Source organism: Euzebya rosea (genome assembly GCF_003073135.1).
Lineage (GTDB): Bacteria > Actinomycetota > Nitriliruptoria > Euzebyales > Euzebyaceae > Euzebya > Euzebya rosea.
The window spans coordinates 301,692-313,957 of record NZ_PGDQ01000004.1; the positions used below are offsets into that span (position 1 = coordinate 301,692).

General features: G+C 71.7%; 12 protein-coding genes. 5 read left to right on the forward strand and 7 right to left on the reverse strand.

The features are described from left to right. The first annotated feature begins 17 nt into the window (after positions 1-17). The gene (gene coaE / locus CUC05_RS06495) at positions 18-632 is read left to right on the forward strand and encodes a dephospho-CoA kinase (RefSeq protein WP_108665262.1); all 615 of its coding nucleotides are present in this window, start codon (positions 18-20) and stop codon (positions 630-632) included. Here coaE and CUC05_RS06500 read toward each other — a convergent pair. From CUC05_RS06500 to CUC05_RS06515, 4 genes are all read right to left on the reverse strand, one after another. After that, a complete protein-coding gene (locus CUC05_RS06500) occupies positions 619-2,748 on the reverse strand; it encodes a cation:proton antiporter domain-containing protein (RefSeq protein ID WP_108665263.1) in 2,130 nt (709 codons plus the stop codon). The genes coaE and CUC05_RS06500 overlap by 14 nt on opposite strands. Continuing rightward, positions 2,745-3,446: a hypothetical protein gene (locus CUC05_RS06505; protein WP_157965287.1), complete on the reverse strand. Its 702-nt coding sequence runs from the start codon at positions 3,444-3,446 to the stop codon at positions 2,745-2,747. Before CUC05_RS06505 ends, CUC05_RS06500 begins: the two co-directional genes overlap by 4 nt. Positions 3,447-3,532: 86 nt before the next feature. Next, entirely contained in the window at positions 3,533-4,189 is a 657-nt protein-coding gene (locus CUC05_RS06510; protein WP_108665265.1) for a LuxR C-terminal-related transcriptional regulator, read from the reverse strand. Further along, a complete protein-coding gene (locus tag CUC05_RS06515; RefSeq protein ID WP_108665266.1) occupies positions 4,186-5,712 on the reverse strand; it encodes a sensor histidine kinase in 1,527 nt (508 codons plus the stop codon). Before CUC05_RS06515 ends, CUC05_RS06510 begins: the two co-directional genes overlap by 4 nt. 22 nt (positions 5,713-5,734) lie before the next feature. On the opposite strand from CUC05_RS06515, the gene moaA reads away from it, so the two are divergent. Continuing rightward, on the forward strand, positions 5,735-6,745 hold the full coding sequence (gene moaA / locus CUC05_RS06520; RefSeq protein WP_108665267.1) for a GTP 3',8-cyclase MoaA: 1,011 nt from the start codon (positions 5,735-5,737) through the stop codon (positions 6,743-6,745). Between the two features lie 9 nt (positions 6,746-6,754). Here moaA and CUC05_RS06525 read toward each other — a convergent pair whose 3' ends face one another. The 3 genes from CUC05_RS06525 to CUC05_RS06535 all read right to left on the reverse strand — a co-directional run bounded on the left by CUC05_RS06525 (position 6,755) and on the right by CUC05_RS06535 (position 8,204). Then, complete coding sequence (locus CUC05_RS06525; RefSeq protein ID WP_108665268.1) at positions 6,755-7,369, reverse strand: hypothetical protein; 615 nt, start codon at positions 7,367-7,369, stop codon at positions 6,755-6,757. Further along, entirely contained in the window at positions 7,366-7,554 is a 189-nt protein-coding gene (locus CUC05_RS06530; protein ID WP_108665269.1) for a hypothetical protein, read from the reverse strand. Before CUC05_RS06530 ends, CUC05_RS06525 begins: the two co-directional genes overlap by 4 nt. A gap of 194 nt (positions 7,555-7,748) precedes the next feature. Beyond that, positions 7,749-8,204 (reverse strand): MaoC family dehydratase, encoded by a 456-nt coding sequence (locus CUC05_RS06535; protein ID WP_108665270.1) that lies wholly within the window; start codon positions 8,202-8,204, stop codon positions 7,749-7,751. A 248-nt stretch (positions 8,205-8,452) separates the two neighbouring features. On the opposite strand from CUC05_RS06535, the gene CUC05_RS06540 reads away from it, so the two are divergent. Genes CUC05_RS06540 through CUC05_RS06550 form a run of 3 tightly spaced genes read left to right on the forward strand, consistent with a single transcriptional unit; the run spans position 8,453 to position 12,184 of the window. Beyond that, complete coding sequence (locus CUC05_RS06540; RefSeq protein WP_108665271.1) at positions 8,453-8,953, forward strand: (2Fe-2S)-binding protein; 501 nt, start codon at positions 8,453-8,455, stop codon at positions 8,951-8,953. Then, positions 8,950-11,328 (forward strand): xanthine dehydrogenase family protein molybdopterin-binding subunit, encoded by a 2,379-nt coding sequence (locus CUC05_RS06545; RefSeq protein WP_205712161.1) that lies wholly within the window; start codon positions 8,950-8,952, stop codon positions 11,326-11,328. The genes CUC05_RS06540 and CUC05_RS06545 overlap by 4 nt, the downstream gene beginning before the upstream one ends. A 4-nt stretch (positions 11,329-11,332) precedes the next feature. Further along, complete coding sequence (locus CUC05_RS06550; protein WP_108665272.1) at positions 11,333-12,184, forward strand: FAD binding domain-containing protein; 852 nt, start codon at positions 11,333-11,335, stop codon at positions 12,182-12,184. Positions 12,185-12,266: the final 82 nt, after the last annotated feature.

Here is a 12,266-nt window from a genome sequence, read left to right on the forward strand (position 1 = left end):
CCCCCCACGATCCCACGATGCAGCTCGTTGGCCTCACCGGTGGCATCGCATCCGGCAAGTCGACCGTGTCCCGGCGGTTCGCGGAGGTGCACGGGTTCCCCGTCATCGACGCCGACCTCGTGGCACGGGCCGTCGTCGAACCCGGTCAGCCGGCCCTGGCGGAGATCGCCTCGCGCTTCGGTGAGGACATCCTGCTGGCCGACGGCACGCTCGACCGTCCGGCGCTGGGCGCGATCGTCTTCGCCGACGAGGTCGCCCGCCGGGACCTCAACGGCATCACCCACCCGCGGATCGCCGAGGAGATGGGTCGTCGCATCGCCGCCCATGCCGACCACGACGGCCCGGTCGTGGTCGACTCGCCGCTGCTGGTGGAGATGGGACACGCCGAGGCCTACCCGACGATCGTGGTCGTCGCCGCCGGCCCGGAGGTCCAGCACGACCGGCTCGTCGCCGACCGAGGCATGGACCCCGACGAGGCGTGGGGCCGGATCAACAGCCAGGCACCCCTCGCCGACAAGCTGGCCGTCGCCACCCACGTCATCTGGAACGAGGGCACGCTGGCCGAGCTGGAGGCGCGCGTGGACGACGTCGCCGTCACCCTGCGGGCCAACCGCGCCGTCAGCGGGGGTTGATCACCACCGCCACCGACATGGGAGCGGTGGCCAGCAGGTGGGTCACGGTGTGGCCGAGGAACGCCCCGCCCTCGTGACGCGGCTCGCCGCCGACCACCAGCAACGACGCGTCCGCCTCGACCGCGGCGGCGACGAGGTCCTCCGCCACGGTGCGGGACCGGCGCAGCTTGACGTCCACGCCCACGCCGGAGCGTTCGGCGTGCTGCCGGGGCTCGGCGAGCATCCCGTCGATGTCGGCGAAGGCCTGCGCCTGCCAGCGCGACGCCAGCGGGCGATCGTGCCGGTCGACGCGAGGTTGGTCGATGATGTGGATCATCGACAGCTCAGCCGCCCCGCCGGCTGCCATGCGGATCGCGAGGTCGATCGCCAGGCCACCCGATGTCGTGCCGCTCGCCCCGACGGCGATGCGGTCCAGCGCGATGTCCTCCGGCGGCCGGTCGAGCGCGCTGCGGACCAGCAGGACGGGCACGGTGGCGGAGGTCACGATCTGCTGCAGCACTGGGCTTGCGGTCGGGCCGCCGGCGGACGTGGCGGTGGCGCCGAGGGCGATCAGCTCGTAGCCCATGACGGACTCGGCCAGCACCGCCTTGGCGGGATCCTCGGCGATGTGGTCCCGCCAGCGCATGCGCCGGTCGACGTGGGTCTGGATGTTCCTGGCCGCCTCGCGACCGGCGGCCGCGTCCTCGGCGTCGGTGTGCACGGTGAGGGCCGTGATGCTGGCTGTCGGCGGCAGCACGCGGGAGAGCACTCGGCCCGCCAGGACCGACGAGCCACCACCCCGGGTGGGCAACAACGCCGTGCGGACGTGTGCCAGGACGCCGTTGTCGGTCTCGTCGTCCCCGTCGGGGTCCAGCTCGAGCAGCCAGGTCAGCAGGGGCGGGGCCATCAAGGACGTGGCCACGGCCATCACGACCACCGCGGAGTACGCCTCGCTGGACAGCACACCCAGGGACAGGCCGAGCGAGGCAACCACGATCTCCAGGGCCCCGCGGGCGTTCAGGCCCACGCCGATGGCCAGGCCGTCGCGGTTGCCGAAGCCGCCCAGACGGGCACCCACCCAGCCGCCGAGCACCTTCGCGCCGACGGCCACGGCGAGGATGGCCAGCGTCCACCACAGCAGGGGAGGGGCCACGATGGCGAACAGGTCGACCTTCAGGCCGGCGGTGGCGAAGAAGACGGGGGCGAGCACGTGGTCGGCCAGGGTGCTGAGGGGCTGCTCGACCCGGCGGCCGCCCAGCGGCGACCGTGCCAGGACCATGCCGGCCACGAACGCGCCGAGGACGGCCTCGACCCCCAGCGCCTGCGTGATCGACCCGGCGATGATGACGATGATCACCGACACGCCGAGCATGGTGCCGTTGCTGGCGTCGTGGCGTCGGACGAACCGCAGCAGGCGGTCGACGCCGCGCTGGCCGATCGTCAGCCCACCGACGACGGTCAGCAACGCGCCGCCGAGCGCCACGGCGAGGCCCACAGCAGGGGACGTCCCACCCCCGACACCACCGGTGGCCACCGCGGCGACGACACCGAGCAGGGCCCAGCCGACCACGTCGTTGAGCATGCCGGCGGCGAGCATGATCTGCCCGACGCCAGCCTTGGCCAGCCGCAGCTCGCGCAGGACCTTGGCCACGACCGGAAGCGCCGAGATGCCGAGCGCCACACCCATGAACAGCGGCAGGGCGGCCCGATCCTCACCACCCGAGAACGAGTCGGGCAGGACCTGTCCGAGCCCGTACCCGAAGGTCACCGGGATGATCAGGCTGGCCCCACCGACCGTGAGCGCGGCCCGGCCCAGCCGACGCAGGGTGCCGAGGTCGACCTCGAACCCCGTGGCGGCCAGCAGCAGGACCACACCGAGCCAGGCCACCGCGGCGATCATGATCGCCACCGTTCCCTCGTCGGGGAACAGCTGCTCGGTCACCTGCGGGAAGACCCGCCCGAGCAGGGTCGGGCCCAGCAGGATGCCGGCAGCCAGCTCACCGACGACGGAGGGTTGGCCCATCCGCTTGGCCAGGTGCCCCAGCACCTTCGCCGACGCCAGCAGCAGCGCCAGCGCGATCCAGAAGCGGAGGAGGTCGGACTCGAGGACTGCGCCAGCGGCGAGGACGGGGGTCATGCACCAACCTTCGGGCGGGTCGAGGGAGGAGTGGTGGTCGTGGGTGACCCCGGGTCGGAGGGCGCGCGGGTCAGGTCGACCAGGCGGGCCCGATGACGGCGACGGACCGGCTGCGGACCGAGGTTGCGCAGGCGTACACCGGTGACGCCCAGCGGGGGGCCGCCGCTGGGCGGCTCGACCAGCAGGACCTCGTGGTCACGCGGTACCCGCCGCAGCGCCTGCAGCCGCGTCGACCCGGGCAGCAGGGCGAGCGGCTGGGCCACATCGGCCCAGGTGCCGTGGAAGTCGGGACGGGCAAGTGCCGCGACGGCGACGTCCATCGACACCACGCCCCAGCCGTCGTCGGTCCGGACGATCGCCGGGACGATCGGGGACAGCAGGGCGAGGTCGTGCCGGGGATGGGTCGACTGGCGACTGAGGCGCGGCAGGGGTTCGGCGACCTCGCCGAGCGTGACGTCCGGCAGCTGGCTGACCTCGTACTCGCGGTCCCGACGGGCCAGCAGCACCACCAGTCCGCAGGTGCCCAGGCACAGCACGCTCAGGCCCCAGCGCGCATGGGCCAGCGTGCCGTACAGGCCGGCGGCCAGCCCCGCGACCGACGCCGCCAGGCCCAGGTCGAGCAGCCCCGGCCGGGGCAATCCCACCCAACCCCGACCGTCGCGGCGGCTGGAGGTCTCGGAGGCGGGAGTTGCGGCCATGGCACCACACTGCGGGGCCCGGCCTCACCGTGCGTACTCGGGTTCGGGTAGATCCCCCCAGCGGACACGCGGTTGCCCCGAACGGATCAGGGCGGGTCGACGACCTCGTACTGCAGGGCCAGGCTGACGGCCTCGAGGCGGCTGCCGGCCCCGAGCTTGCCCATCAGGTTGCGCACGTGGGTCTGCACCGTCTCCGGGGAGATCCCCAGCCGTTCGGCGGCCTCGGCCGTGCTGGCGCCGTACACGAGGTGCTCGAGCACCTCGACCTCCCGGCTGGTCAGGGCGTCGCGGACGAGCTCGGCGCGGCGACGGCGGTTCAGGTCGGCGTCCAGGGCGCGCAGGCGACGCTGCGTCTCGGCCGCGGGCAGGACCACCCCACCGCTGGCCACGACCCGGACCGCCGCGATGATCTCCGGGATCTCGGCGGTCTTCTGCAGCACCGAACGAGCCCCGGCCTGGATCGCCCGACCCAGCTCGCGGTCGTCCCGCAGGCCGGTCAGGACCACCGACGGCACCGGTGGGTCGGCTTCGAGCAGCGCGGCGACGACGTCGGCGCCGTGGCCGACGGGCAGCTCGAGGTCGACCACGGCCACGTCGGCCCCGGCGGCCGCGGCCACCGCTGCGTCGGGATCACCGTCCTCGCGATGGCCGATGACCTCGATGTCGTCCTCGAGGCCCATGACGGCGGTCATGGCCTGTCGCAGGCTGGCGTGGTCCTCGATCAGCAGGACACGGATGGTCATCGGTTCTCCTCCACGGACTCCCGGAGCGGCAGCACCACACGAACCCTGGCCCCCGTGTCGGTGGGACGTTCGAAGGCCACTGTCCCACCGTGGGCGTTGACGATCTGTCGGACCACCCACAGCCCCAGGCCCGTGCCCTCGGCGTCGTCCTGGCCCCGACGGTACTTCTCGAACAGCTCCTCGGCGTGGACCCCCACCCCCGGGCCCTGGTCGGCGACACGGATCACGTAGGTCCCGTCGCGGGCGCGGCCCTCCAGGACGATCGGTGTGCCGACGGGCGCGTGGCGGACGGCGTTGGTGATCAGGTTGCGGAGCACCTGGGAGATGCGCACCGGGTCCAGCGGCAACGTCCGGTCCTCCGACGCCACGTGCACGGCGTGCTCGCCCGCCAGCGCCCTGCCGAACGACGCCGCCTCGTCCAGCAGCGGCGCGATCGCCACGGGGCGGAGGTCGACCGACAGGGCGGTGTCCTCCATCTGCTTCAGGTCGTCCATGCGGTCGATCAGCGTTCGCAGCCGCCGGGCCTCGGTGACGATCCCGTCGACGGCCCCCTGGCGGTCCTGGGGGTCCCCGCCCCGCTGGAGCAGGTGGCCGTAGGCGGAGATCGTGATCACCGGTGTGGACAGCTCGTGGGTGACCACCGACCGGAACGATGCCTCTCGTTCGACGTAGTCCTGCAGCCGGCTGGACACCTCCCGGAGCTCGCGGAGGTCCGCCTGCGAGACGTCGAGCGCCCGCACCCGGTCCGCTCGCAGGCGGGCCAGCTGCCGCACGACCCCGGCCAGCAGCACCAGCGCGGTGACGGCACGGAGCAGGTCGGCGGAGGTGATGACGGGACCGAGCCCGCTGGGGAAGATCGCCTCGTGCAGCTGGGTGAACACGCCCACGATCAGCGCCCACGAGAGCCATCGCTCCAGCGGCTGCTCGTCGCGGCGGTACAGCCGCTCCGCGAGGAACGCACCCAGGCCGAACAGCGCCATCGGCACGATCTCGAACGCACGCTGCACCGGGGTCGGCTGGGGAAAGCCGTCTGGCCCGATGACGGTGGGCAGGGCAGGGGAGGGGCCGGTGACGATGACGACCTCGATGGCCACCAGCGCGAGGAGGGACACCGTGACCAACCGTGCGGTGGACCATCGGGGCCATTCCGCACCGGCCAGCACGAACAGCACACCGACGACGTAGCGGGCGGCGATCCAGGGCAGGAGGGTCTCGTCGCCGGTCAGGTCGGTGGTGCCCAGGTTGGGCAGCACGCCGAACCACAGGTCGGTCACCCCGAGCAGGACCAGCGCGGCGACGAACGGCCGGCGGGCAGCCTGGTCGACCCCGGTCCCGCCGGAGGCCAGCAGGCCGGCGGCAGCCATCGAGGCGAGGAACCGTGTCGTCTCCAGCGCAACCCGCGTTCCCGGTGCACGGAACGCCGGTGTGGGCGTGATCGGCAGGAAGACCGCGACGGTCACCGCGACCAGCGCCAGGACGAGCGCCAGATGGGAACGCCCCGACGACCTTGAGGAGACCGGCATCGTGCAAGGCTAGGCTGACGGCGTGACGACCGTCGACACCCGCGGCAGGGGACTGCAGGACCTCCGGGTCTCAGTGACCGACCGGTGCAACTTCCGCTGCACCTACTGCATGCCGCGCGAGCTGTTCGGGCCCGACCATGCCTTCCTCGAACGCCGCGAGCTGCTGTCGTTCGAGGAGATCGTTCGCATCGTCCGGGGGGCGGCCGGCCACGGGGTCAGGAAGATCCGCCTCACCGGTGGCGAACCGTTGCTGCGCAGGGGCCTTCCCGACCTCGTCGCGATGATCCGCGACGTCGACGGCATCGACGACATCGCCATGACCACCAACGGGGTGCTGCTGCCCGACCTGCTGCCCGACCTGGTCGAGGCGGGGCTGGACCGGGTGACGGTCAGCCTCGACGCGATGGACCCCGAGACGTTCCTGCGGATGGCCGACACCAAGGTCGACGTGGCGGTCGTCCTCGCCGCCATCGATGCGGCCGTCGACGCGGGGCTGCGGACCAAGGTCAACGCGGTCGTGCAGCGCGGCGTCAACGAGGCCCAGATCGTGCCGCTGGCGGAGATGGGCCGTGACAAGGGCGTGACCGTCCGCTTCATCGAGTTCATGGACGTGGGCAGCACGAACCGCTGGACACCCACCGACGTGGTGTCGGCCCAGGAGATCCTCGACACGATCGGGGCCGTCCACCCGCTGGAGGGCGCCGACGAGCACCGCGGGACGGCAGTCGCTGCCACCCACCGCTACGCCGACGGCGGCGGCACCGTCGGGGTGATCGCCAGCGTGACCCAGCCGTTCTGCGCAACCTGCGTGCGCGCCCGCCTGTCGGCCATCGGCGAGCTGTTCACCTGCCTGTTCGCCAGCCGGGGGCACGACCTGCGGGCGTTCCTCCGTGACGAGGGGGCCACCGACCCCGAGCTGTTCGACGAGCTCGGCCGCATCTGGGGCCGCCGCACCGACCGCTACAGCGAGGTCCGCCACCAGGCGCAGCACCAGCCCGCCGACCGCGTGGAGATGTCCTACATCGGCGGATGACCCCGCAGGTCAGGCGGGCAGCTCGATCTGGACGACGTGCCGGTTGACCGCGTCGAGGGTGGCGCGGACCACGGCCTCACGGGCATCACCGCGGACCAGCGCGGCGCCGAGCAGCAGCTGGTCGTCGGCCTTCACCTGGACCGTCACCTGGTCGTCGTCGCCGTCGATCGTGCCGATCCGGTCGATCCGGCTGATCTCGTAGACCGCACCGTCGCGCACGAAGTCGTTGAGCGCGTCGACCGCGGCCTCGGCGGTCAACCTGAGCATGTCGACCCGGCGACCGGTCGTCTCGCGGGTGCCCGTGTGGGTTCGGCCCACGACGGCGAGGGTCACCTGCACCCGCACGTCGTGCCCTTCCCGTTCGATCAGGAGGTCGGTGAAGATGGGGCGTCCCTCGCGGACCGGCTTCCCCTGCTCGGGGTGGACCTGCATGGTCTCCAGGTCGATCCGACCGACCTCGACCATCGTCCGCACGACGGCTTCGGTGACCGCACGACGGTCCGCGCCGGCCGCGAACTCCACGCGGAGGCTGGCCGGGCCGAGCGGGTCGGGCCAGCGCACGACGGCAACCGCCACGCCGGGGATCTGGCGGACGGCGGTCTGGAGGTCGGCCAGGTCGGTCACTCCGAACCCCCGGCCGACGCCGTCGCCCGACGGCCCGACCGCAGGTCGTCCTCGGCCAGCGCCCGGCCGGCGGCCGCAGCCCGCGCTGCCGACGACACGGCCATGTCGGCCGACGACTCCTCGCCCGACGGCGTCGGGATGGGCTCGACGTCCTCGTGGGGTGTCGGGTCGAAGCTGATCGCCACCGGCGCGGGCGGGGGCGCGCTCGCAACACGAATGCGCTCAATGATCCGGGCCCGCTGCATAGGTGAGATGTCCCCGTGGGTGGGTCGACTGTGACAGGCGTGCGGACACCCCCCGACAGGCGTCCATCACTCCTCGAACCGATACTATGACCGAAAGTCGTGATTACCGCCAGTGGTCAAACCGTCGAGCTGCCTCAGCGGTAGTAACGGGTGACGAGCTCGGCGACGCACACGGGCTTGGTCCCGCCGTCACGCTCGACCGTCAGCTCCGACACCGACTGCACACCGCCCTGCACCTCGGTCAGCTCGACCAGGGTCATCGTGCCGCGCACCGCGGTGCCGACCGGGACGGGCGCCGGGAAGCGCACCTTGTTGAGGCCGTAGTTGACCGCCATCGACACCCCTTCGACGGTCAGCAGCTCCCACGACAGGACGGGTGCCAGCGACAGGGTGAAGAAGCCGTGGGCGATCGTGCTGCCGAACGGGCCCCTCGCCGCCCGCTCGGGGTCGGTGTGGATCCACTGGTGGTCGCCGGTGACCTCCGCGAATCCGTCGACCATCCGCTGGTCCATGTCGTGCCATCCGGTCGGGCCGATGGGGGTGCCCACGAGGGACTCGAGGTCGTCGAGGTGCACGGTCTGCTGGCTCATCGCTGGTTCTCCGTCGGTCGAGCGGTCGGGCGCCGGATCCAATCACAGGCGCCCCGGGTGGGCCCCATCGGTGCCCACCGGACCGATTGCGAGAAACCCCTACCGGAGCAACGGCAGGCGTTCTAGGCTGCCGATGCGACCCGCTGGATTGCCTCGGTGAAGGAGCACACCGGGGATGGAGCCGCTCCGCTGGTCGCACGAAGACGGTGCCGGTCTTCGGCGCCCGATCACTTCTCGGAGGGCACACCATGACAACCACGTCCGCGCGCGCAGATCGCGTGCCGATCCGGGTCTCGGTCGACGGGACCACCTACGACGACGAGGTGGAACCTCGGCTGCTGTTCGTCCACTACCTGCGCGACGTGCTGGGCCTGACCGGCACCAACGTCGGGTGCGACACGTCCAACTGCGGGGCGTGCACCGTGCTGGTGGACGGTCGCTCGGCCAAGTCGTGCACGATGCTGGCCGCGCAGGCCGACGGGGCGGAGGTCACCACGATCCAGGGCTTGGGCAACGGTGAGCTGACGCCCGTCCAGAAGGCGTTCCACGAGAAGCACGGGCTGCAGTGCGGCTACTGCACGCCGGGGATGATCTGCGCCGCGACGTCGTTGCTGAGCCAGAACCCGGACCCGACGGAGCACGAGATCCGCGAGGGGTTGGAGGGCAACCTCTGTCGCTGCACCGGCTACCAGAACATCGTGGCCGCGGTGCAGCAGGCCGCTGGTGAGATGCAGGGGGCGACGCAGTGACCGCCATCGAGGATCGCCCGGAGGCCACCGGCAAGGTCGGTGACTGGACCCTCCGCAAGGAGGACGCGCGCCTGATCACCGGGCAGACGCGCTGGACCGACAACATCACGCTGCCCGGCATGCTGCACGCGGCGGTGCTCCGCTCGCCGATGGCCCACGCCCGGATCAACCGCATCGACACCAGCCAGGCGCTCGAGCAGCCCGGCGTCGTCGCGGCCTTCACCGGCGCCGACCTCGCCGACGACTACGGCGCGTTGCCGTGCGCCTGGCCCGTCACCGCCGACATGGTCAACCCCGCCCACATGGCGCTGGCCGTGGAGGAGGTCAAGTACGTCGGTGACGCCGTCGCCGTCGTCGTCGCCCGCACCAGCTACCAGGCGGCCGATGCCCTGGAGTTCGTCGACATCGAGTACGAGCCGCTGGACCCCGTGGTCGACATGCTCGCCGCGGTCGAGGACGGCGCCACGAAGGTCCACGCCGACACCGACTCCAACGTGTCGTTCCTCTGGCCGTTCGAGGCCGGTGACGTCGACGCGGCGTTCGACGGCGCCCACACCGTCGTCAGCCGGCGGTTCATCAACCAGCGCCTCGTCCCCGCCGCGATCGAACCCCGCTCGGTCGTCGTCGACCCGGCCTCTGCATCGGGTGAGGTGACGGTCTACTCCGCCACCCAGGTACCGCACATCCTGCGGCTGATGCTGGCGCTCACCCTGTCCATCCCCGAGCAGAAGGTGCGGGTCATCGCACCGGACGTGGGCGGGGGCTTCGGCTCCAAGCTGAACGTCTACGCCGAGGAGGTCGCCATGACGGCGATCGCCCGGAAGCTCGGCAAGCCGGTCAAGTGGACGGCGTCGCGCAGCGAGGACATCCAGGCCACCATCCACGGGCGCGACCAGATCCAGGACATCTCCATCGCCGCGGACGCCGACGGGCGGATCCGCGGGCTTAAGGTCGACCTGCTGGCCGACATGGGTGCCTACCTCCAGCTCGTCACGCCGGGCGTGCCGATCCTCGGGGCGTTCATGTTCCCGTCGATCTACAAGATGGACGCCTACCACTTCGCCTGCCGCGGCGTGTTCACCACGAAGACCCCGACCGACGCCTACCGCGGTGCCGGCCGGCCCGAGGCCACGTTCGCCATCGAGCGGATCATCGACGAGCTCGCCGCCGAGCTCGGGATGGAGCCGATGGAGCTGCGCAAGCGCAACTGGATCGCCCACGAGGAGTTCCCGTTCGACACGATCGCCGGGTTGACCTACGACTCGGGCAACTACGAGGCCGCCACGGCGAAGGCCATGGAGCTGTTCGGCTACGACGAGCTGCGTGAGGAGCAGCGGCAGCGCCGCGAGTCCGGCGACCCGGTCCAGCTGGGCATCGGCATCTCCACGTTCACCGAGATGTGCGGCCTGGCGCCCTCGCGGGTCCTCGGGTCGTTGTCCTACGGCGCCGGTGGCTGGGAGGCCGCGACCGTGCGGATGCTGCCCACCGGCAAGGTCGAGGTCGTGACCGGGACGAGCCCCCACGGCCAGGGCCACGTGACCGCGTGGTCCCAGATCGCCGCCGACACCCTCGGCGTCCCCTTCGACGACGTCGACGTGCTGCACGGCGACACCAAGATCGCCCCGATGGGCCTGGACACCTACGGCTCGCGGTCGCTGGTCGTCGGTGGCATCGCGCTGAAGCGGGCATGCGACAAGGTGGTGCAGAAGGCCAAGGTCTTCGCCGCCCACATGCTGGAGGCCAGCGAGGACGACCTGGAGTTCGCCGACGGGGCCTACTCCGTGAAGGGTGACCCGGAGAAGTCCACGACCATCCAGGACATCGCCCTCGCGGTGTTCGCCGGCCACGACTACCCCGAGGGCGTGGAGCTCGACCTGACCGCCAACATGGTCTTCGACCCGGAGAACTTCTCCTTCCCGCACGGCACCCACCTCGCGGCCATGGAGGTCGACACCGAAACCGGACGGGTCACGATCCGCAAGTACGTCTGCGTCGACGACATCGGCAACGTCGTCAACCCCATGATCGTGGAGGGACAGGTCCACGGTGGCCTCGCCCAGGGCATCGCCCAGGCCATGTGGGAGGGGGTGGAGTTCGACGACGCCGGCAACCTGCTGACCGGGACGTTCATCGACTACACGTTGCCCAGCGCGGCGGACATGCCGCCGTTCATCACCGACCGGACCACCACGCCGGCCACCAGCAACGACCTGGGGGTCAAGGGTGTCGGCGAGGCCGGCACGATCGCCTCGACCCCAGCCATCGTCAACGGCGCCATCGACGCGGTGCGCCATCTCGGCGTCAACGAGCTGCCGATGCCGCTCGTGCCACGCACCGTCTGGAACGCACTGCAGGCCGCAAAGGGAGAGGGCTGAACCGATGATCCCCGCAACCTTCGACTACGTCCGGGTGACCTCCGTCGCCGACGCCGTCCAGGCGCTGACCTCCGCGGAGGACGCCAAGCTGCTGGCCGGCGGACACTCCCTGCTGCCGCTCATGAAGCTCCGGCTGGCCTACCCCGAGACCCTCATCGACATCGGTCGGGTCGAGGAGATGAAGGGCGTCCGCGAGGACGGCAACCGCCTCGTCATCGGGGCGGCCACCACCCACTACGACGTCCTGAGCAACCCGCTGGTCCAGCAGCACTGCGGCGTCATCGCCGACGTGACGGCCAAGGTCGGCGACCCGCAGGTCCGCCACCGCGGCACCCACGGCGGGTCGCTCGCACACGGTGATGCGGCCAGCGACATGCCGGCCATGGCCCTGGCCCTCAACGCCCGGTTCGTCGCGGAGGGCCCGGGCGGCCGTCGCGACATCGAGGCCAGCGACTTCTTCAGCGACTACCTCGAGACGGCGCTCGCGCCCGACGAGGTGCTGCTGGAGGTGTCGTGGCCCAAGCTGCCCGACGGCGCCCGCTGGAACTACCAGAAGTTCACCCGCGTCACCCAGGGCTGGGCCATCGTCGGCGCCCTGGCCGTCGTCGCGGGTAACGGCGCCATCGACCACGCCCACATCGGCCTCACCAACATGGGCTCCACCCCGGTCCGGGCGTCGGGGGTCGAGGCCGCGCTCGCCGGCGTCGACACCGGCGACACGGCCGCCATCGACGCGGCCTGCGAGCAGGCTGCCGAGGGCACCTCGCCCCCGTCGGACCTCAACGGCGACGCCGCCTACCGGCAGCACCTCGCCCGCGTCCTGACCCGACGGGCCGTCAGGGCCGCGCTGTCCTGATCCGCATCGACCGGCAGGGGTGGGGTTGCCCGACGGCGCCCCACCCTGCTGGCCGACCCGCTGATCAACCCGTCGCCGACCC

Coding starts and splice junctions, on each gene's coding strand:
- coaE (WP_108665262.1), top strand. CDS start 18: ATGCAGCTCGTTGGCCTCACCGGTGGCATCGCATCCGGCAAGTCGACC.
- CUC05_RS06500 (WP_108665263.1), bottom strand. CDS start 2,748: ATGACCCCCGTCCTCGCCGCTGGCGCAGTCCTCGAGTCCGACCTCCTC.
- CUC05_RS06505 (WP_157965287.1), bottom strand. CDS start 3,446: ATGGCCGCAACTCCCGCCTCCGAGACCTCCAGCCGCCGCGACGGTCGG.
- CUC05_RS06510 (WP_108665265.1), bottom strand. CDS start 4,189: ATGACCATCCGTGTCCTGCTGATCGAGGACCACGCCAGCCTGCGACAG.
- CUC05_RS06515 (WP_108665266.1), bottom strand. CDS start 5,712: ATGCCGGTCTCCTCAAGGTCGTCGGGGCGTTCCCATCTGGCGCTCGTC.
- CUC05_RS06535 (WP_108665270.1), bottom strand. CDS start 8,204: ATGAGCCAGCAGACCGTGCACCTCGACGACCTCGAGTCCCTCGTGGGC.
- CUC05_RS06540 (WP_108665271.1), top strand. CDS start 8,453: ATGACAACCACGTCCGCGCGCGCAGATCGCGTGCCGATCCGGGTCTCG.
- CUC05_RS06550 (WP_108665272.1), top strand. CDS start 11,333: ATGATCCCCGCAACCTTCGACTACGTCCGGGTGACCTCCGTCGCCGAC.